Source organism: Anaerobacillus sp. 63XJN7_5_ISO-PGPR-S23-430 (assembly GCF_056173695.1).
The window spans coordinates 4,018,568-4,044,010 of record NZ_CM149686.1 but is presented as its reverse complement, the minus strand read 5'-3'; the positions used below and the strand labels follow the sequence as shown (position 1 = coordinate 4,044,010).

Sequence of the window (25,443 nt, the reverse complement as noted above, 5' to 3'; positions counted from 1 at the left end):
ATGAAGACTGTATTCGAAGCCCTTAAATGGGCTTCTTCTTTTTTAGAGAAGCATGGACGTGAAGCGTCAGCAGCTGAATGGCTGATTAAGCATGAGTTAAATGTAACAAGAACGGAATTGCTCCTTCGAATGCAAGACGAAATGCCTGATTATGAAAGTTTTGAAGCAAAAATCCAGGAGCATGCAAGCGGCATTCCTGTTCAGCACATTGTCGAAAAGGAAGAGTTCTATGGTAGAACGTATCGGGTCAACCATCATGTTCTCGTTCCAAGACCTGAAACAGAAGAGCTTGTGGAAGGCATCCTTACAAGAGCGAAGAAGCTATTTCTTGATCCGACAAAGGCAACGATTGCTGACATTGGAACGGGAAGTGGGGCAATTGCAATTAGTCTAGCGCTTGAACTTCAAAATCGAGAAGTCACTGCGGTCGATATTTCTGAAGATGCTCTAGAAGTTGCGAAGGAAAATGCGCGACAGCTTAAGGCGCCAATCTCGTTTCTTCATGGCGATCTACTTCAGCCGTTAGCAGGACGTAAGCTTGATATCGTTGTCTCAAATCCTCCGTATATTTCTGAAGAAGAATACGCAACTCTTGACCCGTTGGTTCGAGATCATGAACCTATTCAGGCACTCGTTGGAGGAGAAGATGGATATGAGCTTTATCGAAGACTTGCGGAAGGTCTCCCTAGTTTGATCTCGTCTCCAGGATTAATTGGATTTGAAGTAGGAGAAAAGCAGGCGAGAACCGTTGCTACAATGCTTGAATCATCTTTTGGTGAGGACATTGAAGTGGAAGTTGTGAAAGATATTAGTGGGAAAGAACGGATGGTATTTGGTGTTGTAAAATAACCCTGTCGATTCTACTCGCATTCTGGTGAAGAGTTCTACGTTTAAAACGTTCGATTCTGGCCAGAATGAGAGCTAGAAGGGACGGGATACAAGATGAATCAAAGAGGACTTATTAATCTATTAATCTCATTTTTTATTCTTGCTTCAAGTCTCCAGAGTTCGGGAATAGTAACAGCAAATCAACAGGTTATTCCAGACGAAGCGATTCGTCTTCGCATTTTAGCCAATAGCAATAGCAATGAAGATCAAACCGTGAAACGCAGCATTCGTGATGAAGTCAATGAATCGATTAATGAATGGGTTGCTGATCTAACTTCTATTGAAGAATCTCGTCATGTGATTAAAAGTCGTCTAGCCGAGATTGAAGCCATCGTAAGCAAGCAATTAGAAATGATCGGTAGTCGTGAATCTTTTTCCGTTACGTTCGGAGAAGTGGCTTTTCCAACGAAGCTTTATGGCGACTTCGTGTATCCAGCAGGTGATTATGAAGCTGTGCTCATTACGATTGGGGAAGGACTTGGGGATAACTGGTGGTGCGTATTGTTTCCACCGCTTTGCTTTCTTGATTTCTCAAATGGTGATGCCGTCCAAGCTGAAAGTGATGTAGTGGAAGAACCATCTGAAGAAGTAGAAGTTGAATTCTTCCTCGTCAAAATTATTGATACGATTGTTGAATGGTTTAAAGGGATTTTCAGTTAAAAGGTCTATTTTCCTCCTTCAAAGCATAAGACCATAACAGAACGGTATTGTGCTCAAAAAAGAATTTGAAGGAGGAAGATTCAATTGTTTCTAGTTAGAAAAGCAACTACTGAAGATGTCGCCGCAGTTTGGGATTTTGTGAAACGCTCTGGACTCGAAGTGGACGGGCTACCTAAGATTGAGTCCTTCCTTATCGCAGAATCAGAAGAGAAGGAGCTATTCGGTGTCATTGCCCTTGAAACGTTTGGTAATGCAGGTTTACTTAGAGCTCTCGTCTTAAACAGCTCCGAATCCACCTCAGAGCGTTTGCTACGTTTCTTTGATCAGGTGATTCAATTGGCGAAGAAAAACCAATTGGACGAGTTATACCTTACGTCAAAAGAAGAATCCTTTTTCTTTCAAGTTTTCGGTTTCTCGACAATTCCTGTAGAAAATATCCCAACAACGTTGAAGACAAATGAGTTATTTACAAATCATTCAGATCAGCGAGTGATTATGAGAAAACGGTTAACGTAGGGGATCTCATCAACAAGGTTATACACAAAATAAGCATTCCTTATCCACACAATGTGGATATTAGCGTAATAAGACGAAGGAAGCGTTTTTACGAATCGTGTAGAATCCTGTGGAAAGATCACATATCTCCCCGAAATAACCGGGCTTATTAGTATTTATGATATAAGAAGGTGTATAACATGGAAGGTATCCACACAAATGTTTGGTATGTGGATGAAAATGTGGATAGCGAAAAAAGTTATCCACAAATTGCGGAAGCAGCAGAATGTTTAAAACAAAATGAAGTCGTTGCTTTTCCTACTGAGACGGTCTATGGGCTTGGTGGGAATGCTTTATCTGAAGAAGCCGTCGCAAAAATTTTCCAAGCGAAGGGACGACCTGCAGATAATCCGCTTATTGTGCACGTTGCCTCTCGTCCACATGTGGAAAAGTTAGTAACGAGTATTCCGAAGCAAGCGGATGATCTGATGAATGCATTTTGGCCGGGACCTCTAACAATTGTTTTACCTGGTGGACAGAGTGTGGCTAGAAATGTAACAGCAGGACTCGATACGGTAGCCATTCGCATGCCAAATCACCCTGTAGCACTGGCCATATTAAAAGCTGCGAACTTACCTCTTGCAGCGCCAAGCGCGAATCTATCAGGCAAACCAAGTCCGACGTCAGCCGATCATGTCATTCATGATTTGAGCGGAAGGATCGCTGGCATTGTGGATGGAGGGTCAACTGGTGTTGGTCTTGAGTCTACTGTTGTGGACTGTTCTGGAGATGTCGTGACAATTCTCCGTCCAGGTGGTGTCACGAAGGAGCAGTTAGAAGAAGTGGTCGGCGAAGTGAAGGTTGATCCAGCATTAAGTGATGATGGCCAAAAGCCAAAGTCTCCTGGTGTAAAGTACAAACACTATGCACCGACAGCTCCTGTTACGCTTGTGGATGGCTCAGAAAAGCATTTGCAAACGATCGTGGACAAGCGTAGAGCAGAAGGATTGAAAATAGGCATCCTGGCAACAGAGGAATCAAAGTCATTATATCAAGCAGATATCATCATTCCATGTGGATCAAGAGATGACCTTATTTCTGTAGCGAATCGTCTTTATGATGTATTGAGGCAGTTCGATGAATCCGATGTGGATGAAATTTATAGCGAAATATTCACACATGAGGGAGTAGGAGCAGCGGTTATGAACCGGCTATCAAAAGCTGCAAACAATCGTGTGATGAAAGAATAGTAAAAGAGGCTGGGACATAAATAGCCTAAATTACTGAAAAAAAGGTCCCGTTCATCGGTTTTTGATGAACGGGACCTTTTTTGGCGTGTTTGTTCCTATTCTTTTTAGCTTTGTCGGTAATCATGGCGGTGTACTTTCTCAAGTTCACCGCCATGAGCGCAAAGCCTAATTCATTTTTGACTTTTTCTTTGCCCCTAACGGACATTCGAGTAAAACCCAAATTAGCCTTCAGAAATCCAAAAACTGGTTCTACGTCAATTTTCCGTTGACCGTAGATTTTTCCCGTTTTTTCTTCTGAAAGCAGTTCTCGAATGATTTTCTTTTGCTCTTCCCATTGGGCATTATAATAGATCTTGCGATTGTTCCCTTCCTGCGCTTTGGTACACTGCGAACGAAGAGGACAATCTGAACAGTCATCACATTCATAAACCCTGAATTCCCGTGTGAAACCTCCACGATCGGTTCGATGAGAGAGGTGACGGAACATCAACTGTTGTCCGTTCGGACATATGAACGAATCCCTTTCCTCGTTGTAGGCCCAGTTGGCTGTGTTGAATTCATTCTGCTTGAAACGCTTCTTTTTCTCGGTGCGATAGGTACTGTATGTTATCAGTGGCTTGCGCTCACGATTCTTCAAAACATCCTTATAATTTTCTTCGCTTCCATAACCGGCATCGGCGACGATATAGTCAGGGAGTGTAAAAAAGTCGTTCTCGATATGGTCGAGAAAGGGACGTAATGTACGTGTATCCGTCGGGTTTGGAAAGATATCGTAAGCGAGCGTATATTGTCCTTCTGTCGCAATTTGGAGATTGTAACCAGCTTTTAATTGACCGTTTTTCATGTGATCTTCTTTCATGCGCATGAAAGTGGCATCGTGATCAGTCTTCGAATAACTGTTGCGTTCTTCGAAAATGGCCATGTCGGTCTCGTATTTCTGTTTGCGCCCTACGATATCTTTCAACTGCTTGAGGGATTGCTTCGGCCCTTTTCGCTCGGACCGAAGTTTTTTTCGCTCGTTTACCTCTTCACTGGCGTCAATCTTCTCACTCAATTCCTCCACCTTATCTTCCAGCTTTTCTTCGATTTTTAAAAGCTCTTCAATGGAGAGTTGTTCCGGATTTTCTCGCTTGATCTCAGGAATAATTTCGTTTTCAACCAACTCATCATACATTTGGTTCGATTTTTCGATCAGACTGGCACTATACCTTTCAACAGACTTGCGCCAAACAAACGTAAATTTATTGGCGTTCGCCTCAATTTTGGTTCCATCAATAAAAATCGCTTCCTGATCAATCGCCTCTTCTTTAACCAAATGACATCGAAACTGAACGAAGCACTCGCGAAGAAGCTCCATAGCTTCGGGATGGACACGGAAGCGATTGATCGTACGGTAACTCGGTTCATAACCTTGAGACAACCACATCATGCGAACGCTATCGTAAAGAAGGGCTTCAATCTTTCTTCCTGAAAAAACCGATTGCGTGTACGCACATAGAATCACTTTCATCATCATACGTGGATGATAAGAGGGACGTCCTGTATCGCGTAAAAAACGTGAGAAAGCTTCATCTGGAATCTGTTCGACCAGGTCGTGAACGGCATAGGCAATATCATTTTCTTGAAGTTTCATTCCTAAATCCATAGGTAAAATCACTTGATTCATGTTATACTCTTTAAACATAAGGGCACCTCCGATGGTTATTGTGTGGTAACTTTAATTTTATCAGATGGTGTCCTTATTTTCTTATTAAAATGAGATGAAAAACATAAAAAGAGTGGCCCGCGAACAACTACGTTGTTCGCGGGCCACTCTTTTTTTAATTTACCGGGTTTTGTCCCAGCCTCACTCTTTTTTTAATTTACCGGGTTTTGTCCCAGCCTCTTTTTCATCGAGGCTAATTATTATTGCGTTTCTTTTCCACAAACTCTTCTACCATTTTCGTTGTTACGTAAGTTCGTGTAGGGATACTTCCTTGTTTAGCAAGTTCATTAATTTGAAGTGAAAGTTCATTGATCCGTTCAGTTGTATAAGATTTGTTCGCTTCACATTGTTCAACAGCATGAGCAATCGCTGCTTCGCGCTCTTTATCTAACTGAATAAACAATTTAATTTCACGATTTTTTTCATTAAGCTGATTTGAAATACCTTTGTGAACGCTCATCTAATTAGTTCCTCCATTTCGGCTCATTCCATACTAGAACATTACCCTTAACGAGCCCTTCTTAACCTATTATTCCTCCTTTCCCTTCTATTTTCAAGAGGACGTGCATAAAAGTTGAATAGCACGTCCCGGGAGGAGATGAAATGTTTTCCACTGCATTAATTGGTGAGCTCGCAACGTTAAGTATAATGGCATTTGCTCTCGGCATGGATGCTTTTTCAGTTGGACTAGGCATGGGTATGATCCCGCTCCGGCTTCGCCAAATTGCCAAAATCGGCGTTGTGATCGGACTATTTCATATGGGGATGCCACTTGCCGGTATGATCATCGGGCGCGTGCTTTCCGAGCATTTTGGCACGATTGCAACAATGATCGGCGGCGGTCTATTGCTTTTACTAGGTATTCAAATGGGACTATCATCACTTTCATCGAGCGATAAACCATTTGTCACTCCAGTGGGGTTTGGTTTACTTATTTTTTCTTTAAGCGTTAGTCTTGATAGCTTTTCCGTTGGGCTAAGTCTTGGCATTTACGGTGCAAGAGTGGTTATCACGATCTTATTATTTGGGCTTATTAGCATGCTCTTAACGTGGTCAGGCTTAATGATGGGTCGGAAATTTCAGAGCTGGATCGGCTCGTACAGCGAACTTCTCGGCGGTTGCATACTATTTGGGTTTGGGCTGAAGCTTTTGATTTTGTAATGTGCAGTTAAGTGTGTTTGGCCAATAAATCCAAATTTCAGCCAATAAAAAGCTCCAGGGAAGGCTAAGGTACTTGCGGACACCCTCCCTGAAGCTTAAGATAAGCTGAATTACTCCGTTATCCCCTGTAAAAGCCTCGCATAAGGAGAGTTTGCTGGGAGCATGATCACTGTTTCGTCGTTCAAAGTCGTTTTATACGACTCAAGCGTGCGATAAAGCTCGTAGAATTCAGGATCTTTACTAAATGCTTTGTTGTAGATTTTAGCCGCTTCAGATTCTCCCTCTGCGCGAATTTCTTCCGCATCGGCATCTGCTTTAGCAATTATGGTATCGACCTCTTTATCTGTTTCCGCCTTGATTCGATCGGAATCCGCGTCACCTTGAGATAAATACTCCTGTGCTTTGGATTCACGCTCTGAAATCATTCGCTGGAAAACGGACTGTTCGTTTGCGTCAGGGAGGTCGGTGCGCTTCATGCGCACATCCGTTACCTGAATGCCGTACGCATCGCGATCGAGGAGTTCATTTACTCGCTCCCGAACGTTATCGTTGAAGCTACCACGGTTAGATTTCTCTTCGTTTATGATTTCCTCATATTCAAGCTGACCGAGCTCAGATCGGATGACTGAGAAAATAAATTCACCCATTTTCGCTTCGGCATTTTCAATTGTTCGTGCATTAGTGATCATATCTTGTGGATCGCTGACAGACCAAACGGCGTAGTTATCCACAGTCATCCTCTTTTTATCTTTCGTTGTAATTTCCTCTGGATTGACATCGTAAAGCATTTGATACTTTGGTAGCGTCGTAACTGACTGAATGAACGGTACTTTAAATTTTAGTCCGGGTTCTGTTTCGATTTTAACGACGTCACCAAATTGACGAATGACCTTGTACTCGCCTTCCTTTACAACAAATAGTGTGCTGAAAAGCCCGCCAATCATAATGAGAAGGAGAACGATAAGTATTGCGGTTTTTACAATTTTTCTAGGACTCATCTTACGCCGGTGTTCATCCATATTAAAAACGTTCTCACTCATTCTTTTCACTCTCCTTTGGCTTTGGGGTTTCAGCTGTTTTTTCTTTTGCTGGCTGAATCGGTAAGTATTTGACGGTGTCTCCACCTTCGTCGGTAATGTAAATTTTCGTATCAGGAAGAACTTCTTCTAACGTCTCTAACACAAGGCGCTGTCTTGTAATATCAGGATTGGTTTTATATTCATTATAAAGAGCATTGAAGGTAGCAACGTCACCACGGGCTTGCTCGATTCGCTGAGCCTTTTCACCCTCAGCTTTCGAAATACGAGCATCCTTTTGACCTTCTACAACATTGAGCTCCTGGTTTTTGTATTTCTTCGCACCGTAGATTGTCGTTTCTTTTTGTTCACGGGCATCGACGACGTTTGTGAACGCTTTACGTACTTCATCATTTGGCAGTTCAACGTCTTGAAGCTTCACATCAAGAATGGAAATTCCTATTTCGTAACGATCAATTAATTGGGTGAGAATATCGCGAACATTTCCTTCGATTTCCGCTTTACCTGACGTAAGGGCTTCGTCTATTTCTGAGCTACCGATCACACCTCTTAATGAAGCGGATGTAGCATTATAGAGAATTTCTTTCGGTTCATCAGAGTAGTACAAATATTGTTTAGGATTCGTAATTCGCCATTGCACAACCAGGTCGGCGAGTACGATGTTTTCATCTCCAGTTACCATTTTTGTTTCCTCTGGAAAATCCACAATTTCTCCATCTTCCTCATCATATCCAAACGTTAAGCTGAACGTCTCTCTTGGTAAAATATCCACCTGTTGGATCGGCCATGGCAGTTTAAAATGAAGACCAGCCTCGCTTATTTCTTCATCTACTTTCCCAAATGTCATAATGACAGCTTGCTCTGATTCATCCACTGTATACCAGCTTGTAACTAGAATGACCCCCAGGATAAGAAATAGAACAACCGCACCTGACAGGATGACAATTTTTCTTTGTGACATCTAACTTCCCCCCTCGATTTTCTTATAACAAGTATTACGTGCAGATAACAAAAAGGTTTCGTAATTCCCATATTTTTTCACAATAACGGTTGGGCGATAGAGGGTGGATTTATCCCCCTTCATCTCTCATAATAGGAGGAGAAGGGAAGTGGACATGGTGAGAGTTTTATTTGTATGCACAGGTAACACATGCCGCAGTCCAATGGCGGAAGTGATTCTAAAAAATAAAAGCAAAGAAGTTGAAGCGAAATCAGCAGGTGTTTTTGCAGCGAACGGTGCTCCTGCGAGTCGTCAGGTTGAAATACTTCTAGAAGAGAAAAATGTTCCATTTGCCCATACGGCAAAAATGCTAGATCGACAGTTAGCAGAATGGAGCGATCTCCTTCTTACGATGACTAGTAGTCACAAAGCACTTGTACTTCGTGATTTTCCAGAGCTAGCTGATAAGGTTTATACATTAAAAGAATATGCAGCAACAGAAGATGAGAAGAAATACGATTCTTATCAAGAGAAAGCGGCTGAGATTGAAATGAAGCGAGCGGCTTTTCATCATGAGATTCAAAACGTTACAGGAGAAGATGAACAGCAGAAGCGCAATCAATTCGAAGCGGAAATGAAAAAAGATCTTGGAGAATTGCAAGCGCTTGAACAAGGTTTGCCTTCAATGGATATATCCGATCCATTTGGCGGTACAATAGAACAGTATCGAACAACTTATACAGAAATTGAGACAGCGATTGAGCAAATGATGGAACGGATCCGTCAAGAAGACATGGAGGGGTAAGAATGAAAGTAGCCATAGGTGCAGATCATGCGGGCGTTAACATTAAGGGTGACATCATCAAAGTAATTCAGGAGCTTGGTATGGAGGTCATCGATCTTGGGTGTGATTGTCACGATTCCGTGGACTACCCCGATTATGCGATTCCTGTCGCAGAAAAAGTAGCTTCAGGAGAAGCGGATCGCGGCATATTGATTTGCGGAACAGGGATTGGAATGTCGATTGCAGCAAATAAAGTCAATGGTATCCGATGTGCGCTCGTACATGATCTTTTTAGTGCGAAAGCGACTAGACTACACAACGATTCCAATGTTCTTGCGATGGGCGAACGTATCATTGGCCCTGGCCTTGCCACGGAGATTGCCAAGGTCTGGCTTGAAACCGACTATGAAGCAGGACGCCATGCTAGAAGAGTCGGCAAAATTACAGAATACGAAGTAAAAGAATAAGGGGGGCGTTACCTGTGGATGAACAAACAGCGCGTCAAATTACTCGGCATACGCTTGAAGCGCTCTCAGACCTTCAGAAAGATGCCCGTCTGACAGATCGTCACTTGCTCGTCATTGGGATGAGCTCTAGCGAAGTGATCGGTCAGCGCATTGGGACTGCTGGGACCGTTTCGGCAGCGGAGGCTATTTATGAAAGTATTGATGTGTTTCAAAAAGAAACAGGTGTTCAGCTTGCTTTTCAATGTTGTGAGCATTTAAATCGAGCGCTTGTCGTTGAGCGAGAAACGGCTTATGACAAGGGTTATGAAATTGTAGCGGCTATCCCGACTGCGAGAGCAGGCGGTTCGATGGCGACGCATGCTTATGCTCAAATGAATGATCCAGTTCTCGTTGAGTTTATTTCAGCGGACGCAGGAATCGATATTGGCGATACGTTTATTGGTATGCACATCAGGCATGTGGCAGTACCAGTTCGAGGTAGGCACACGTCAATAGGTGAAGCTCACTTAACAATGGTTCGCTCAAGACCGAAGCTCATTGGGGGAGAACGCGCCTCATATCTTGGGAAAAATGAGCATTGCTTTTAGCCTCAAAACCGAACAATAAATTAGTTCGTTTAAGTAATATACGGATCCAAACTTCTGTGGTACAATGCAATCGAGATTGCATCACAACTGTTCGTGTTGACGAATGGAAATATGTGTGGGATGGAAAGGGGATATCAATGCAAAACCTAGCAAAGCAGGATCAAGAACTTTTACAGGCAATGAAAGACGAGCTTGGTAGACAGCGCAGCAAGATTGAACTTATCGCATCAGAGAATTTTGTATCAGAAGCCGTTATGGAGGCGCAAGGATCAGTACTAACGAACAAGTACGCGGAAGGCTATCCCGGTCGTCGTTACTATGGTGGCTGTGAATATGTCGATGTCGCTGAAAATATTGCAAGAGACCGTGCGAAGCAGCTCTTTGGCGCGGAGCATGTGAATGTTCAACCTCACTCAGGGGCACAGGCGAACATGGCTGTTTATTTCACGATTCTTGAGCAGGGAGATACTGTTCTCGGAATGAACCTTTCTCATGGTGGCCATCTTACACACGGAAGCCCTGTTAATTTCAGTGGCGTGCAATATAACTTCGTCGAGTATGGTGTAGATAAAGAATCACAGCGTATTGACTATGATGACGTTCTTGAGAAAGCCAAAACCCATCGTCCGAAATTAATTGTAGCAGGTGCAAGTGCTTATCCACGCGAAATTGATTTCAAACGTTTCCGTGAAATTGCGGATGAAGTGGATGCTTACCTTATGGTCGACATGGCTCATATCGCTGGTCTTGTGGCGACAGGTCATCATCCAAACCCTGTACCACATGCTCATTTCGTTACAACAACAACACATAAAACCCTTCGTGGACCTCGTGGAGGAATGATTCTTTGTAAAGAAGAATTCGCGAAGAAAATTGATAAGTCTATTTTCCCAGGAATTCAAGGCGGTCCGTTGATGCATGTGATTGCAGCGAAAGCCGTAGCATTTGGTGAAGCACTTTCTGAAGAGTTTAAAACTTACTCCGAAAAAGTGATTGCGAATGCGAAGAAACTCGCTTCAGCACTTGAAAAAGAGGGGATTAATCTTGTTTCTAATGGTACCGATAATCACCTTGTTCTTCTAGATCTACAGAGTCTTGATATGACAGGGAAAGTAGCTGAAAAAGCACTTGATGATATCGGGATTACAACAAACAAGAATACGATTCCTTTTGATCCACAAAGTCCTTTCGTAACGAGCGGTCTCCGTATTGGAACAGCAGCTGTTACCTCACGCGGCTTTGGTGAAGCAGAGATGGAAGAAATCGCTAGTATTATTGGTGACGTATTGAAGCATCATGAGAACGAAGACGAGCTTCAAAAAGCAGAGAAACGTGTTCAGGAACTTACGGATAAATTTCCAATGTACGAAAGTATTTCCTACTAATATAGATGTACACGCCGGGAGCCTATGAACTTCCGGCGTTTTTATAGAGAAAAAACGACGAATCGACACCAAGAAAGAGTCTTGCTAACTTAATAGGAAGAGCGTGAATATTTCATCATCTTATAAAGCCTTGAATCAAACCGTGTTTTTATGTAGAATTGCGAAGAAGATTTAGGAACGAAACCAAAACGAAAAGGGGAGTGCATACGATGGGTAAAGTATACGTGTTCGATCATCCGTTGATTCAGCATAAGCTTACATACATTCGTGATGAGAAAACAGGAACGAAGGAGTTCCGTGAACTTGTAGACGAAGTGGCAGCACTTATGGCTTATGAAATTACAAGAGAACTTCCGACTGAAGAAGTGATGGTGAAAACACCTGTAACAGAAGCGAAATCAAAAGTTCTCTCTGGTAAGAAGCTTGGACTTGTTCCAATTCTAAGAGCCGGTCTTGGCATGACAGACGGCATTCTGAAACTAATCCCAGCTGCAAAAGTTGGACACGTAGGGCTATATCGCGACCCTGAAACGCTTCAGCCTGTAGAATACTACGTGAAACTTCCTGCTGACATTGAAGAGCGCGAATTTATCGTGATCGACCCAATGCTTGCAACAGGCGGTTCAGCTGTTGAAGCCATCAACTCCCTTAAAAAGCGCGGAGCTAAAAACATCAAAATGATGTGTCTGATCGCAGCACCTGAAGGCGTGGAACTTCTGAACGAAGCTCACCCTGACGTTGATATTTACATTGCTGGTCTTGATGAGAAGCTAAACGAAAAAGGATACATTGTTCCAGGTCTTGGTGATGCAGGAGACCGCTTATACGGAACGAAATAAAGGATTCCAAAACCTCTTCCCTAAACGGAAGGGGTTTTTTGATTGGAAGTAAGGAAACACGATTTAAGAGGAGTGTCTGAAAGGTCAAGAATGGTTCAATGAATCGGTGAAATAATGTGCGGATGACGACAAATGTGAAAAAAAGGTGACAAATTCCGCTGTATTTAATAGGGAATGATTCCCTGTTTCGTCTAAATAACACATCTCTGCTCGTGTAAGCGTTACTATCCTTGGTATTACTGGGTTTTTTGAGTGTTTTTCTATTTGTGAATTTGATCACACCATTTCCCCTAAACGCATTGACATCAAGTACACCCTATTGTAGACTTACAAAGGGTATAGTGATAAGGTTTTCATTTGCTCAAAATATGCTTTTCAATGACTCACCTTTATAGCAAAGGGGCGCTTGATTTGAAGGCGATGGCACTCTATACAACCATTCTATCTTATCTAGTTGGATCGATCCTTACTGGGGTGTTCCTAGGCAAGTGGATGGACAGCCTATTCGACACCTTTCCACTTTTTCTTATTATTGGCCTTTTGCTCGGTTTGGGCGGAGGGATTTATGGATTGGTTCGTCTTCTACATAAGTTTACAGGGGAAGATTAGATGACAGAATATACTCAAAGTTTCCGCCGTTACATGCAACTCACCCTGTATTTGCTCGCCATTTTCGTGATGGGTTGGGGAATTACCTCATATAAAGCATTATTCCTCGGGTTAATTCTTGGCACTATTTTCAGTATTTACAACCTATTCAATATGTTCCGAAAGATTAATCGTCTTGGTGAAGCGGCTGCAGAGGGTAAGAAGGCAAAGTCACTCGGTTTTTTAACGAGACTGGCCGTTGCTGGACTAGCCGTTGCAATTGCAACAAGATATCCGGAACACTTCAGCTTGCTAGGTGTGGTAATTGGGTTAATGATCACCTACATTATCATTCTCATAGATTCAATATCCAAAATACGCTTTAAGTAGGAAGAGAGGTGAAAAGCTGTTGGAACATCATGCACCTACACATGACTTTCTAGGACTTACTTTCAATCTTTCCAATGTTCTTATGATTACAATTGCTTCTGCTATTGTATTTATCCTTGCTGTTGTAGCAACTCGCTCGTTAGCAATGCGTCCTACGGGATTGCAGAACTTCATTGAGTGGGTGATGGACTTTGTTAAAGGACTTATTGGAAGTACGATGGACTGGAAAACCGGTGGGCGCTTCCTGTTTCTTGGGATGACGCTACTCATGTACATTTTTGTATCAAATATGCTTGGTCTTCCATTCGCCATTGCAGTCGATTCAGAACTCTGGTGGAAGTCTCCAACTGCAGATCCGACAATCACGCTAACACTAGCAACGATGGTCGTGGTTCTTACACACTATTACGGTGTGAAAATGAAAGGACCTAAGGAATATGGAAAAGGATTTTTCAGTCCTCTTAAATTCTTATTCCCGTTTAAGTTAATTGAGGAATTCTCCAATACATTAACACTTGGTCTACGTCTTTACGGAAACATTTACGCCGGTGAAATTCTGCTTGGACTTCTCGCAGGACTTGGTGGAGCATCATTCGCTGGAGCGCTTGGAGCCTTTCTTCCTATGCTCGCATGGCAAGGATTCAGTATCTTTGTCGGTACAATTCAAGCGTTTATCTTTACAATGCTAACGATGGTTTACATGGCACACAAAGTGGCAGATGACCATTAAAAAAAGGTATCAATGAGTTTTCATTATATAAAAAACTATTTTATGAATTATAAGGAGGAAGTTTAGCATGGGTTTAATTGCAGCTGCAATTGCAGTAGGTTTAGCGGCAGTAGGTGCCGGTATTGGTAACGGTCTTATCGTAGGACGTACAGTAGAGGGAATCGCTCGTCAACCAGAACTTCGCGGAACTCTTCAAACAACAATGTTCATCGGTATCGCACTAGTTGAAGCATTGCCGATCATCGGTGTTGTTATTGCCTTCATCGTACTAGGTCAATAATTTAAGAACTTTATAGTAATTTTGGATCGTTTCATGATGGCGGAGAAAGTTTCGAAATGAAACCTTCGCCATTCGTTTTGTATGACCTCTGAAGGGAGTGAACACGGTGTTCAATAGTTTAATTCTAGGAGCAGGATTTGCTGCAGGAGATATTATTTTCCAACTTTTTGCATTTTTAGTGCTTCTTGCATTATTAAAGAAGTTTGCATGGGGACCTCTTATGGGCATCATGAAAGAGCGTGAGCAGCACGTTGCGAACGAAATTGATGCGGCTGAGAAGAACCGCAAAGAAGCGGAAGCATTCTTGAATGAGCAGCGCGACGAAATGAAGCGTGTTCGTCAGGAAGCAAAAGCTATGCTTGAGAACCAAAAGCAAATGGCTGACCAAAAAGGTCAGGAATTGATCGAAGCGGCTCGTATTGAGTCTGAGCGTTTGAAAGAAGCAGCTACTGCTGAAATCAAGCGTGAGCGTGAAAGTGCAGTTGCCTCTCTACGTGAGCAGGTTGCATCACTATCCGTTATGATCGCTTCAAAAGTTGTCGAGAAGGAACTGGATGAGCGCGCTCAAAAGCAGCTGATCGATGAGTACCTTGATCAGGCAGGCGATCAGAAATGAGTAGAGATCTTGAAGTAATCGCAAAGCGTTATGCCGGTGCTCTTTTTGACATCGCTCGTGAGAACGATAACGTCGAGCAAGTCAAGAATGAGCTTGTCGTAGTAAAGGATGTTTTTCATCAAACACCGAACCTAATGAACGTGTTTGAACATCCGAAATTTACAGAAGCACAGAAGAAAGAGCTTATCCAAACAAGCTTTGGATCTTCTCTATCAGCACCTGTTATGAATACGCTTCTTACATTGATCGAACGAAAGCGTGTTGCAATCGTTTTTGATCTTGTTAGTCAATTTGAAAGATTTACTTATGAGCAGCAGCAAAAAGCGGCAGCGAAAGTTTATTCTGTGAAGCCTCTAACGGAAGAGGAGCAGATGAAGGTCTCTGCAGTATTTGCGAAACGAGTAGGCAAAACAACGCTTCTGATCGAGAATGTGATCGATCCTACTTTAATCGGTGGTATTAAAGTACGTATTGGCAATCGCATCTTTGACGGTAGCATTAGCGGAAAACTTAAACGCATGGAACGAGAATTAGTTTCAGCGAAGAGCTAGAAGATAGGGGTGAATATGCATGAGCATCAATGCTGAAGAAATCAGTGCGCTGATCAAGCAGCAAATCGCAAATTATCAAACTGATGTTAAAGTTGATGATGTTGGTACCGTTATCCAAATTGGTGATGGTATTGCTCGTGCCCACGGTCTCGATAACGTGATGGCAGGAGAGCTTGTTGAATTTTCAAACGGTGTTATGGGTATGGCTCAGAACCTAGAGGAGAGCAACGTTGGTATCATTATCCTTGGACCATACACTGAAATTCGTGAAGGCGATGAAGTACGTCGTACTGGACGCATCATGGAAGTTCCAGTCGGTGAAGAGCTTCTTGGCCGTGTTGTAAACCCACTTGGACAACCTGTTGATGGACAGGGCCCACTTGGAACAACAAAAACTCGTCCGATCGAAAGCCCAGCACCAGGGGTTATGGATCGTAAATCAGTACATGAGCCACTTCAAACAGGAATCAAAGCAATTGACTCTCTTATTCCAATCGGACGCGGACAGCGTGAGCTTATCATCGGTGACCGTCAGACTGGTAAGACTTCAATTGCGATCGATACAATTTTGAACCAAAAAGACGAAGATATGATTTGTATCTACGTTGCGATTGGTCAGAAAGAATCTACGGTACGTGGCGTTGTTGAAACGCTTCGTAAGCAGGGTGCCCTTGATTACACAATCGTTGTAACAGCTGGTGCATCTCAGCCATCTCCGCTTCTTTTCCTAGCACCATATGCTGGTGTAACAATGGGTGAAGAATTCATGTATAACGGCAAGCACGTTCTTGTTGTATACGATGACTTAACAAAGCAGGCTTCTGCTTACCGTGAACTTTCCCTACTACTTCGTCGTCCTCCAGGTCGTGAAGCATATCCAGGGGATGTATTCTATCTTCACTCACGTCTTCTTGAGCGTGCAGCGAAGCTTAGTGATGCAAAAGGAGCAGGTTCACTAACTGCCCTTCCGTTTATCGAAACACAAGCTGGTGACGTATCAGCTTATATCCCAACTAACGTAATCTCCATCACAGATGGACAGATCTTCCTTCAATCTGATCTCTTCTTCTCGGGTGTACGTCCAGCGGTTAACGCCGGTCTTTCTGTATCCCGTGTAGGTGGTTCCGCTCAGATTAAAGCGATGAAGAAGGTTGCGGGTACACTACGTCTTGACCTTGCATCATACCGTGAGCTAGAAGCATTCGCTCAGTTCGGATCTGACCTTGATAAAGCAACTCAAGCGAAGCTGAACCGTGGTGCTCGTACGGTTGAAGTTCTAAAGCAAGGACTAAACAAGCCACTTGCAGTTGAGAAGCAAGTTGCTATTCTTTACGCACTAACTCGTGGATTCCTTGATGATATCCCAGTTGGCGACATTCAGCGTTTTGAATCTGAAATGATGACATGGATCGAACACAATAAGAAAGACATTTTCAATACAATTCGTGAAACAAAAGCTCTTCCTGATGAAAAAGAATTCAACGGTGCAATCGAAGAATTCAAAAAGAGCTTCGCAGTATCTGAATAAGAGGGATGCGGCGGAAACGCCGTGGCCAGCTTAAAAGGTGGTGAAATGAGTGGCATCTTTACGCGATATTAAGTCGAGAATTACGTCGACTAAGAAAACAAAGCAGATTACAAAAGCGATGCAGATGGTTTCCGCTGCGAAATTGAACCGTGCTGAAATGAATGCGAAGTCATTCGTTCCATACATGGAGAAAATTCAAGAGGTTGTCGGAAGCATTGCAAATGGGTCAAGTGGCGTACGTCATCCGATGCTAGAAAGCCGTGAAGTGAAGAAAACGGGCTATGTGGTTATCACATCAGACCGTGGACTTGCTGGAGCGTACAATAGCTCGGTACTACGTCATGTGTATAGAACAATTAATGAGCGTCACAACTCTACAGATGAGTACGCAATTATCGTAGCTGGTAAAGTAGGACTTTCCTTCTTTAAAAAGCGCGGAATGCCTGTCGTAGAAAGCATTGTTGGTCTTTCAGATCAGCCTGCCTTCGCAGACATTAAGGATATTGCATCTCGAACAGTAGGTATGTTTGAAGACGGAGCTTTCGATGAGCTTTATCTTTATTACAACCACTATGTAAGTGCCATTCAGCAGGATTTAACGGAGAAGAAACTTCTTCCGTTAACGGATATTGAGACGGGCGAAGGCAAATCACTCGCAAGCTATGAGTATGAGCCATCTGAAGAAGAAATTCTTGAAGTACTACTTCCTCAATATGCCGAAAGCTTGATCTACGGAGCGCTTCTTGATGCGAAAGCAGCCGAGCATGCATCTCGTATGACAGCGATGAGAAGTGCGACGGACAATGCGGACGATCTTATCGGCGATCTTACACTTTCTTACAACCGTGCTCGTCAGGCTTCAATCACTCAGGAACTTACTGAGATTGTAAGTGGAGCGGCAGCGTTAGAATAGCGGAAGTGGCCGTTTAGGCCCGACAAGCGCTGGAGGCTTTTGGAATGAACACGCACTTTGTGTTCAATCGAAAAGGTGAAGCGACTCGAGGGCCTGGCCACTGTAGCTGGACAGACGAAAAGCGGAACGAGCCCGTTTAAATCCGCAGGTTGTTGGAAGCCATGAGAATGAGACGGTTTATGTCTCAATCGAATGGGTGAAACAGCCGGAGGATTTGGCTCGTGTAGCTGGACAATACTACGATAAACCATAAATGCTATTTGAAAGACTTACTTTCAAAGGCAGCTTAAAGCAAGTTAGGAGGGAACAGGATGAACAAGGGATACATTACCCAGGTTATGGGTCCGGTTGTAGACGTTAAGTTTGAGAGCGGAAAGCTTCCAGAAATCTACAACGCCCTTAAAGTTAACTATATCGCTCAAACTGGTGCCGAAGAGAGCATCGAATTGACGCTTGAAGTCGCGCTTCACCTTGGCGATAACTCTGTTCGTACCGTAGCAATGGGTTCAACAGACGGTCTTGTACGTGGAGTTGATGCTCTAGATACAGGTGCACCAATCTCCGTTCCAGTTGGGGATATTACACTAGGACGTGTATTTAACGTACTAGGTGAGAAAATTGACCTTAATGAAGAACTTGGCGAAGTTCGCCGCGATCCGATTCATCGTCTAGCACCAGTATTTGATGAACTTTCAACAACTACTGATATCCTTGAAACAGGAATCAAAGTAGTAGATCTTCTTGCACCATACGTTAAAGGTGGTAAGATCGGTCTATTTGGTGGTGCCGGTGTAGGTAAAACGGTACTTATCCAGGAACTGATCAACAACATCGCCCAAGAGCACGGCGGTATCTCGGTATTCGCAGGTGTTGGTGAACGTACGCGTGAAGGTAATGACCTTTACTACGAGATGACTGATTCTGGCGTTATTAAGAAAACAGCAATGGTATTCGGTCAGATGAACGAACCACCAGGTGCACGTATGCGTGTTGCCCTTTCAGGTCTTACAATGGCAGAGTACTTCCGTGATGAGCAAGGACAAGACGTTCTTCTCTTTATCGATAACATCTACCGCTTTACACAAGCTGGTTCAGAGGTATCGGCATTGCTTGGACGTATGCCATCAGCAGTAGGTTACCAGCCTACACTTGCTACTGAGATGGGTCAACTTCAAGAGCGTATTACTTCAACTAACAAAGGTTCTGTTACTTCAATTCAGGCAATCTACGTACCAGCCGATGATTATACTGACCCGGCTCCGGCAACGACGTTTGCTCACCTTGATGCAACAACTAACCTTGAACGTAAACTTTCTGAGCAAGGTATCTACCCAGCGGTGGATCCACTTGCTTCAACTTCCCGTGCGCTTTCTCCGGAAATCGTTGGGGACGAGCACTATAATACTGCGCGTGAAGTGCAACAAACACTTCAGCGCTACAAAGAACTTCAAGATATCATCGCTATCCTTGGTATGGATGAGCTTTCTGATGAAGATAAGCTAACTGTTTCCCGCGCTCGTCGTATTCAGTTCTTCCTTTCTCAGAACTTCCACGTAGCTGAACAGTTTACTGGACAAAAAGGCTCTTACGTACCAGTTAAAGAAACGATCAAAGGATTCAAAGAAATCCTTGATGGTAAACACGATGATATTCCAGAGGACGCGTTCCGTCTTGTTGGAACAATTGAAGAAGTAGTTGAGAAAGCGAAACAAATGGCGTAAATAAAAAGTAGGGTGGAGACCTATGGGCCTTCGCTCCCACTTTTGGCTATTTGGGCGATAAGCCAGCTTTTCTAATTACGATCACACCCAGGGAGGGGTACAATGAATACATTGGATGTCAGTGTAGTCACCCCTGACGGCCCGGTATACGAAGGGGAAGCTGAAATGGTCAGCGTAAAAGGAACTAGCGGTGAGCTAGGAATTTTACCTGGACACATTCCACTAGTTACCCCTCTTACAATCAATGCAGTTCGCTTCAAAAATGGAGCTGACACGCATGTACTGGCCGTTAGCGGTGGGTTTGTTGAAGTAAGACCAAAGCAGGTAACGATCCTTGCTGAGTCTGCAGAGCTACCTTCCGATATTGACGTGGAACGTGCACGTGCTGCGAAGGAACGAGCAGAAGAACGCTTAAATCAAGCGAAGCAGGATAATGTTGATTTCAAGCGTGCTGAGCTAGCGCTTAAGCGTGCAATCAACCGCCTGGATTTGGCAGGTAAATAAGGAAAAAGCACCAGAGGAGACGTTCCTCTGGTGCTTTTTTTCGCGGAAATATAGGTGTTAAGTTACATTATTAGGGAGCATGTCAGCTATCTTATTAATGGTTTTCCAATTTCGAATTGTTGCGTACTCATTGACTCGAGTTAAGTAGGTCGCAAGCTTTGAATTTCGAATACTATCATGAAACAGAAGGAAAACGTCTCTTCCGATCAGCTCACATTCTTCTTTCTCAGAAGCATATGAAACAAGTTTTTCTTTAGCATCTGCCCGGAGTGGTTCCGCTAACATAGCTACATAAAGGCTTTCTCCAACAGCCTTTTCTTGCGCTTTTGCAATTTGTTCCTCGTGAAACGGACAACTCTCGATCATGCTTTGCCACTCTGTTGCAGATCTTATTAATACAGGCACTTTCAATCCGAACTCGGTGCTGATGATTTGTTCCATTCTTCTCCTTGAACCTTCTTCCGATTCTTCTGAATCAAAAAAGACATTTCCACTTTGTATATACGTTTTCACATGTAGAAAGCCTTCCTTTGTCAGGGCATCTCGTAACTCAGCCATCTTTAGTTTGTTTTTTCCACCAACGTTAACCCCTCTTAATAATCCAATATAGCTCGTCATTCTTGTCCCACCCTTTATTCACTTTGATATGCCTCAGATTTGAAACTAGTCATGATTTAATTACGATGTGCTAAAGCGATAATCCTCCACAATTTCAATTATTTCATTTAGAATAATCATTTCTAGAAATTGTTTTTAGTTGTTTTTGATCATATACTTCATTCCACTTCCTGCTCGTTTGCACAAAGGTGCTTTGTAACAAATAATCGGATGGGTACTTTTCAAGTAATACGGCAAGATGGTTACGAATGCTTTCAATGTCTTGATCGGTTAGGGGCGATGATGGAGTGATTCGTAGATTCAACATTATAAAAAAATCTTCTTTTTCCTGACTTGTTGCCTGTTTTTTGAAATAGCCCCACATATGTTGGAGTGTTGTCCGCATACCCTTTTTAGTATAGGGGAGACTTAAGCTTTCACTGATGAGATCATAAACATCAACTAGCTCTTCATGAGACTGAGCGTTTTTTAATGCTTCTCCCACCTTTTGATAATGTTCATATCCCTTTGCCATCACGGTATATTTGTTTTTTGCCCACAGTTTCTCTGTAAGCGTTCTGATTCTTTTGTCTGGCATATGATCACCTCTGTTCGAAATTTAAAAAAAACTTACAAATAAAAGCAAGAATAAGAGTTGGGATGTTGAATTAGTATACAAGACTAGCAACTTTACAGCACGATGAGAGGAGAGACCTGAATGGGTGAATCGCTTAACGTGTACCAAAATAGTTATCTCTTCGTAATGATGTTTCTTTTCCTTGGCCTTCTCCTTCCAGCTGTTGCCCTAACAGCAGGAAGATTCCTTCGTCCTTCAAAACCAACACCGGAGAAACAAACAACCTATGAAAGCGGCATAGAGCCGTTTCACCAGAGCTGGATCCAGTATAACGTTCGCTATTATTTATTCGGACTGCTTTTTGTGATATTTGATGTCGAAACTGTTTTCTTATATCCGTGGGCGGTTGCTTATCAAAAGCTTGGTTTCTTTGCGTTCATCGAAATGATGATCTTTATTGTCATGCTCTTAATTGGCTTACTATACGCATGGAAAAAGAAGGTGCTGAAATGGATATAAATTTAGAGAATATTACACCGGAAGAATATGAAGAAATGAAGCAGAATGTGTTCCTGGCAACGCTTGAAAACGTAAAGGCATGGGCCAGGAGTAATTCGCTTTGGCCGCTTACTTTTGGTCTCGCATGCTGTGCAATTGAAATGATGGGTTCAGGGGCTTCCCATTACGACCTTGATCGCTTTGGAACATTTTTTCGAACATCACCAAGACAGTCTGATGTCATGATTGTATCAGGAACCGTAACGAAGAAAATGGCTCCTGTACTAAAGCGTCTCTATGACCAAATGCCTGAACCTAAATGGGTTATCGCCATGGGTTCGTGTGCCACAGCTGGTGGCCCTTATATTCATTCCTACGCGGTCGTCAAAGGGGTCGATCAAATCGTACCTGTCGACGTATATATCCCTGGATGTCCACCTAATCCAGCGGCACTTATCTATGGAATTAATAAATTACAGGAAAAAATTCGATATGAAGCTCGAACCGGAAAGCGGGTGACCAATCGATGACAGATGGCAAAACACCTGAAGAGCTAGCAGAAGAAAAGCGGATAGCGGTTGAGGAGGCAAAACGGAAAGCCGCTGAGTTACGACAAAAGAAGGCTGCTGAAGCTGAGAAACCTGCAGACGACCTAGAGCTTCAGAAGAAAAAAGCAGTGGCTGCTGCAAAGGCGAAAGCAGCTGCTCTTAAGAAGCAAAAAGAACTGGAAAAAAATGAATCAGTGAGTGAAGAGTCAGACGACCTAGCGTTAGCGAAAAAGAAGGCTGTCGCAGCAGCAAAAGCCAAAGCAGCAGCTCTCAAGAAGCAAAAAGAATTGAAGCAGGATGAAACAGCCAGCGAAGATAGAGACGCTGATCTAGCGAAAAAGAAAGCAGTAGCAGCCGCAAAGGCGAAAGCGGCGGCTCTCAAGAAGCAAAAAGAAATGCAGCAGAATGAAGCAATAAGCAAGGATATGGATACCGATGCCGATCTAGTAAAAAAGAAAGCAGTAGCGGCTGCAAAGGCCAAAGCTGCAGCACTTAAAAAGCAGAAAAAGGATGGAGCGTCTGATATTTCAGATGAGAAAGCGAAGGCGGCTGCAAAGGTGAAAGCAAAAGCATCTGAAGAAAACGAAGAGCCTGTAGAAGAGACCCCTTCACCGAATCAACCTGTCCTTGACCGCTATCTTCACATCATTCAACAAAATCTTGGTGACGATCTTTTAGAAGACGCTTATATTAATCGTCTTGCAAAAGACGTTCCGACGCTCGTTGCTAAAAAACACACGTACTTGAAGCTCGCCCAATTTCTTAAACACAATGAGCTTCTCGCTTTTGACTATCTTTCAGAAACGCATGGAACAGATTTTGAATCGCATATGGAAATTTACAATCATCTTTACTCCTATCAGAACAGCCAGAGCGTAGCGCTCAAGGTGAAGATAGATCGAGACGAACCAATTATTGATTCCCTCACGTCCCTTTGGGTAGGGGCGGACTGGCCCGAACGTGAGGGATTTGATTTACTAGGCATCGTGTTTAAAGGGCATCCCAATTTAACACGAATTATGATGCCTGATGACTGGGTAGGGCATCCCCTTCGAAAAGATTATGAGCCGTATGATGTGGAGGTGTAGCAATGATACGGACAGAGGAAATGCTTTTGAATGTAGGACCTCAGCATCCGAGCACTCATGGTGTCTTTCGCATTGTTCTCAAAATTGATGGAGAAATCATTAAGGAAGCTAAGCCGGTTATTGGTTATCTGCACAGGGGAACAGAAAAAATTGCGGAGAACCTTCAATATACGCAAATCATCCCATATACCGACCGGATGGACTATTTGGCTGCGATGACGAATAATTACATCCTCTGTCATGCCGTTGAGACGATGATGGCAATGGAGCTTCCAGAGCGGGCAGATTATCTTCGCATTATTGTCATGGAGCTTGGACGAGTAGCGAGTCATCTCGTTTGGTTCGGAACATACCTTCTCGATATTGGTGCGATGAGCCCATTTCTATATGCATTCAGAGAGAGAGAAGTCATCATTAACCTATTAACCGAAATTTCAGGTGGTCGTCTTACTTTTAATTATATGCGCGTAGGCGGAGTGAAGTGGGATGCGCCAGATGGATGGCTTGATAAAGTTCGTGCTTTTGTTCCTTATATGAGAGAACAGCTTGCTGGCTATCACGATCTTGTAACGGGGAATGAAATTTTTATGGCAAGAATCAAAGGAGTAGGTGCTTATTCGAAACAAAAAGCACTTTCGTATTCCTTGAGTGGGGCAAACCTGCGGTGTACCGGTGTGAAATGGGACCTTAGAAAAAACGAACCGTATTCGCTTTATAACCGCTTTGAATTTGATGTTCCAGTCTTCCGGGAAGGCGATGCGCTAGCGCGTTACCATTGTCGCATGGCTGAGATCGAAGAAGCGTTGAAGATTGTAGAACAAGCGGTAGAGCAAATCCCATCTGAAGGACCTGTTATGGCAAAAGTACCGCGGATTATTAAACCGCCTGCAGGAGAGACGTATGTTCGAATTGAATCACCACGTGGCGAAATCGGGTGCTACATTGCATCAAAAGGAAAGAAAGAACCTTATCGCCTAAAGTTCCGCCGTCCCTCCTTTTATAACTTACAAATACTACCTGAGTTGTTAGAAGGGCAAAACATCTCGAACTTGATTGCGATTCTCGGGGGCATTGATATTGTGCTCGGGGAGGTGGATGGGTAATGATCAACAACATGCTTGGATCTACACCGAGCTACTGGCAGACACTTGGATTTTTCCTCGTAGGTGCTGCGATGTTGATGGTCGTACTCGGTTTTGTAACGTACGCTATTTTGGCAGAGCGAAAAGTACTGGGCTTTATGCAGCTCCGCCATGGTCCAAACAGAGTAGGGGGAAGGTTCGGTTTACTGCAAACGGTAGCGGATGTGCTGAAGCTTTTACTTAAAGAAGATACCATCCCAAGAGACGCAGATCGTCCATTGTTTATCATTGCACCGGTTGTCGCGTTTGCCCCAGCCTTTATTGTGATTGCCGCCCTTCCATTAACAGAACGAGTTTCGTTTGCGAACATTGGCGTTGGTTTGCTTTATTATATTGCGATTTCTGGCATTTCTACGATCGGAATCCTGGCAGGGGGCTGGGCATCAAACAATAAGTACGCTCTTCTTGGTAGCATGCGCTCGGCGGCTCAAATGATTTCCTACGAAATTCCACTTGTCATGAGTGTGATCGGCATCGTGCTTCTGACAGGTTCGCTTAATTTAAACACGATTATTGCCGAGCAGGAGAGTGTGGCATTTCTTTTTAAGCAACCGCTCGCCTTTGTGATTTTTCTAATCGCTTCTGTTGCTGAATTGAACCGTACGCCGTTTGATTTACCTGAGGCGGAATCCGAGCTCGTAGCCGGATATCATGTTGAATATTCTGGCTTCCGCTGGGCGTTCTTCATGCTTGCAGAATACGTATATTTATTCGCTATGGCTTCGCTAACGACGATTCTATTTCTTGGTGGCTGGCAGGCGATTCCTTACTTATCTTTTATTCCAGGACCAGTCTGGTTTGCACTGAAATTTATCCTAGTCGTCTTCGTGATGATCTGGATTCGCGGTACATTCCCTCGACTAAGAGCGGATCAACTCATGTCCTTTGGCTGGAAAGTACTATTGCCACTCGCACTATTGAACATTTTTCTAACGACCGTTGTCATTGAAATCATTCGTTCATTCTAGATAAGG

Annotated in this window: 31 protein-coding genes; 25 read left to right on the top strand and 6 right to left on the bottom strand. The window is 43.4% G+C overall.

Annotated features, from left to right (window positions below; all coding sequences use genetic code 11):
• The 4 genes from prmC (at position 1) to AC0VYJ_RS20790 (ending at position 3,293) form a co-directional block, all read left to right on the top strand.
• Positions 1–849: a peptide chain release factor N(5)-glutamine methyltransferase gene (gene prmC / locus AC0VYJ_RS20805; RefSeq protein ID WP_475366152.1), complete on the top strand. Its 849-nt coding sequence runs from the start codon at positions 1–3 to the stop codon at positions 847–849.
• 93 nt (positions 850–942) lie between these two features.
• On the top strand, positions 943–1,548 hold the full coding sequence (gene spoIIR, locus AC0VYJ_RS20800; protein WP_194218373.1) for a stage II sporulation protein R: 606 nt from the start codon (positions 943–945) through the stop codon (positions 1,546–1,548).
• Positions 1,549–1,632: 84 nt separating this feature from the next.
• Positions 1,633–2,064 carry a GNAT family N-acetyltransferase gene (locus AC0VYJ_RS20795; RefSeq protein WP_226615742.1) on the top strand — a complete coding sequence of 144 codons (432 nt, stop codon included), beginning with the start codon at positions 1,633–1,635 and terminating at the stop codon, positions 2,062–2,064.
• Positions 2,065–2,252: 188 nt separating this feature from the next.
• Complete coding sequence (locus AC0VYJ_RS20790) at positions 2,253–3,293, top strand: L-threonylcarbamoyladenylate synthase (RefSeq protein ID WP_475367533.1); 1,041 nt, start codon at positions 2,253–2,255, stop codon at positions 3,291–3,293.
• A 25-nt stretch (positions 3,294–3,318) separates the two neighbouring features.
• Here AC0VYJ_RS20790 and AC0VYJ_RS20785 read toward each other — a convergent pair whose 3' ends face one another.
• The gene (locus AC0VYJ_RS20785; protein WP_475366151.1) at positions 3,319–4,977 is read right to left on the bottom strand and encodes an IS1182 family transposase; all 1,659 of its coding nucleotides are present in this window, start codon (positions 4,975–4,977) and stop codon (positions 3,319–3,321) included.
• 214 nt (positions 4,978–5,191) lie between these two features.
• A complete protein-coding gene (locus AC0VYJ_RS20780) occupies positions 5,192–5,458 on the bottom strand; it encodes a DUF2533 family protein (protein ID WP_194218375.1) in 267 nt (88 codons plus the stop codon).
• A 143-nt stretch (positions 5,459–5,601) separates the two neighbouring features.
• Between AC0VYJ_RS20780 and AC0VYJ_RS20775 the strand changes: the two genes are divergently transcribed.
• A complete protein-coding gene (locus AC0VYJ_RS20775; RefSeq protein ID WP_475366150.1) occupies positions 5,602–6,159 on the top strand; it encodes a manganese efflux pump MntP in 558 nt (185 codons plus the stop codon).
• 110 nt (positions 6,160–6,269) lie between these two features.
• On the opposite strand, the gene hflC is transcribed toward AC0VYJ_RS20775, so the two are convergent.
• Entirely contained in the window at positions 6,270–7,199 is a 930-nt protein-coding gene (hflC, locus tag AC0VYJ_RS20770; RefSeq protein WP_194218377.1) for a protease modulator HflC, read from the bottom strand.
• Positions 7,192–8,157: an FtsH protease activity modulator HflK gene (gene hflK, locus AC0VYJ_RS20765; protein ID WP_194218378.1), complete on the bottom strand. Its 966-nt coding sequence runs from the start codon at positions 8,155–8,157 to the stop codon at positions 7,192–7,194. Before hflK ends, hflC begins: the two co-directional genes overlap by 8 nt.
• A 154-nt stretch (positions 8,158–8,311) precedes the next feature.
• On the opposite strand from hflK, the gene AC0VYJ_RS20760 reads away from it, so the two are divergent.
• The 15 genes from AC0VYJ_RS20760 to AC0VYJ_RS20690 all read left to right on the top strand — a co-directional run bounded on the left by AC0VYJ_RS20760 (position 8,312) and on the right by AC0VYJ_RS20690 (position 20,019).
• A complete protein-coding gene (locus AC0VYJ_RS20760; RefSeq protein ID WP_242057271.1) occupies positions 8,312–8,941 on the top strand; it encodes a low molecular weight protein arginine phosphatase in 630 nt (209 codons plus the stop codon).
• A gap of 2 nt (positions 8,942–8,943) precedes the next feature.
• Complete coding sequence (gene rpiB / locus AC0VYJ_RS20755) at positions 8,944–9,387, top strand: ribose 5-phosphate isomerase B (protein ID WP_283153341.1); 444 nt, start codon at positions 8,944–8,946, stop codon at positions 9,385–9,387.
• A 14-nt stretch (positions 9,388–9,401) separates the two neighbouring features.
• Complete coding sequence (locus AC0VYJ_RS20750) at positions 9,402–9,974, top strand: TIGR01440 family protein (RefSeq protein WP_276511787.1); 573 nt, start codon at positions 9,402–9,404, stop codon at positions 9,972–9,974.
• Between the two features lie 137 nt (positions 9,975–10,111).
• Positions 10,112–11,359, top strand: coding sequence for a serine hydroxymethyltransferase (gene glyA / locus AC0VYJ_RS20745; protein ID WP_194218381.1), 1,248 nt, complete (start codon positions 10,112–10,114; stop codon positions 11,357–11,359).
• A 209-nt stretch (positions 11,360–11,568) separates the two neighbouring features.
• On the top strand, positions 11,569–12,198 hold the full coding sequence (upp, locus tag AC0VYJ_RS20740; RefSeq protein WP_159786319.1) for a uracil phosphoribosyltransferase: 630 nt from the start codon (positions 11,569–11,571) through the stop codon (positions 12,196–12,198).
• A 378-nt stretch (positions 12,199–12,576) separates the two neighbouring features.
• Complete coding sequence (locus tag AC0VYJ_RS20735; RefSeq protein WP_475366149.1) at positions 12,577–12,807, top strand: AtpZ/AtpI family protein; 231 nt, start codon at positions 12,577–12,579, stop codon at positions 12,805–12,807.
• On the top strand, positions 12,808–13,176 hold the full coding sequence (locus AC0VYJ_RS20730) for an ATP synthase subunit I (RefSeq protein WP_194218383.1): 369 nt from the start codon (positions 12,808–12,810) through the stop codon (positions 13,174–13,176).
• A gap of 19 nt (positions 13,177–13,195) precedes the next feature.
• The gene (gene atpB, locus AC0VYJ_RS20725) at positions 13,196–13,906 is read left to right on the top strand and encodes a F0F1 ATP synthase subunit A (protein ID WP_194218384.1); all 711 of its coding nucleotides are present in this window, start codon (positions 13,196–13,198) and stop codon (positions 13,904–13,906) included.
• Between the two features lie 67 nt (positions 13,907–13,973).
• Positions 13,974–14,186 (top strand): F0F1 ATP synthase subunit C, encoded by a 213-nt coding sequence (atpE, locus tag AC0VYJ_RS20720; protein ID WP_121681967.1) that lies wholly within the window; start codon positions 13,974–13,976, stop codon positions 14,184–14,186.
• A 106-nt stretch (positions 14,187–14,292) separates the two neighbouring features.
• Complete coding sequence (gene atpF / locus AC0VYJ_RS20715; protein ID WP_194218385.1) at positions 14,293–14,802, top strand: F0F1 ATP synthase subunit B; 510 nt, start codon at positions 14,293–14,295, stop codon at positions 14,800–14,802.
• Complete coding sequence (locus AC0VYJ_RS20710; protein WP_194218386.1) at positions 14,799–15,353, top strand: F0F1 ATP synthase subunit delta; 555 nt, start codon at positions 14,799–14,801, stop codon at positions 15,351–15,353. Before atpF ends, AC0VYJ_RS20710 begins: the two co-directional genes overlap by 4 nt.
• 19 nt (positions 15,354–15,372) lie before the next feature.
• Entirely contained in the window at positions 15,373–16,881 is a 1,509-nt protein-coding gene (atpA, locus tag AC0VYJ_RS20705; RefSeq protein ID WP_194218387.1) for a F0F1 ATP synthase subunit alpha, read from the top strand.
• Positions 16,882–16,930: 49 nt separating this feature from the next.
• On the top strand, positions 16,931–17,794 hold the full coding sequence (locus AC0VYJ_RS20700) for a F0F1 ATP synthase subunit gamma (RefSeq protein WP_194218388.1): 864 nt from the start codon (positions 16,931–16,933) through the stop codon (positions 17,792–17,794).
• 311 nt (positions 17,795–18,105) lie between these two features.
• A complete protein-coding gene (atpD, locus tag AC0VYJ_RS20695) occupies positions 18,106–19,515 on the top strand; it encodes a F0F1 ATP synthase subunit beta (RefSeq protein WP_194218389.1) in 1,410 nt (469 codons plus the stop codon).
• A 102-nt stretch (positions 19,516–19,617) separates the two neighbouring features.
• Positions 19,618–20,019 (top strand): F0F1 ATP synthase subunit epsilon, encoded by a 402-nt coding sequence (locus AC0VYJ_RS20690; RefSeq protein ID WP_194218390.1) that lies wholly within the window; start codon positions 19,618–19,620, stop codon positions 20,017–20,019.
• A 57-nt stretch (positions 20,020–20,076) separates the two neighbouring features.
• Here AC0VYJ_RS20690 and AC0VYJ_RS20685 read toward each other — a convergent pair whose 3' ends face one another.
• Together AC0VYJ_RS20685 and AC0VYJ_RS20680 are read right to left on the bottom strand one after the other, a co-directional pair.
• Positions 20,077–20,637, bottom strand: coding sequence for a DUF1697 domain-containing protein (locus AC0VYJ_RS20685; RefSeq protein ID WP_475366148.1), 561 nt, complete (start codon positions 20,635–20,637; stop codon positions 20,077–20,079).
• Positions 20,638–20,740: 103 nt separating this feature from the next.
• On the bottom strand, positions 20,741–21,214 hold the full coding sequence (locus AC0VYJ_RS20680; RefSeq protein ID WP_475366147.1) for a YbgA family protein: 474 nt from the start codon (positions 21,212–21,214) through the stop codon (positions 20,741–20,743).
• Positions 21,215–21,334: 120 nt separating this feature from the next.
• Here AC0VYJ_RS20680 and AC0VYJ_RS20675 point away from each other — a divergent pair, with 120 nt between their 5' ends.
• The 5 genes from AC0VYJ_RS20675 to nuoH are packed head-to-tail and all read left to right on the top strand — an operon-like array spanning position 21,335 to position 25,437.
• Positions 21,335–21,712 (top strand): NADH-quinone oxidoreductase subunit A, encoded by a 378-nt coding sequence (locus AC0VYJ_RS20675; RefSeq protein ID WP_226615730.1) that lies wholly within the window; start codon positions 21,335–21,337, stop codon positions 21,710–21,712.
• Positions 21,703–22,221: a NuoB/complex I 20 kDa subunit family protein gene (locus AC0VYJ_RS20670; RefSeq protein WP_194218394.1), complete on the top strand. Its 519-nt coding sequence runs from the start codon at positions 21,703–21,705 to the stop codon at positions 22,219–22,221. The genes AC0VYJ_RS20675 and AC0VYJ_RS20670 overlap by 10 nt, the downstream gene beginning before the upstream one ends.
• Positions 22,218–23,327 carry an NADH-quinone oxidoreductase subunit C gene (locus AC0VYJ_RS20665; RefSeq protein WP_475366146.1) on the top strand — a complete coding sequence of 370 codons (1,110 nt, stop codon included), beginning with the start codon at positions 22,218–22,220 and terminating at the stop codon, positions 23,325–23,327. Before AC0VYJ_RS20670 ends, AC0VYJ_RS20665 begins: the two co-directional genes overlap by 4 nt.
• A gap of 2 nt (positions 23,328–23,329) precedes the next feature.
• Positions 23,330–24,430 (top strand): NADH-quinone oxidoreductase subunit D, encoded by a 1,101-nt coding sequence (locus tag AC0VYJ_RS20660; RefSeq protein WP_194218396.1) that lies wholly within the window; start codon positions 23,330–23,332, stop codon positions 24,428–24,430.
• A complete protein-coding gene (gene nuoH, locus AC0VYJ_RS20655) occupies positions 24,430–25,437 on the top strand; it encodes an NADH-quinone oxidoreductase subunit NuoH (protein WP_475366145.1) in 1,008 nt (335 codons plus the stop codon). Before AC0VYJ_RS20660 ends, nuoH begins: the two co-directional genes overlap by 1 nt.
• Positions 25,438–25,443: the final 6 nt, after the last annotated feature.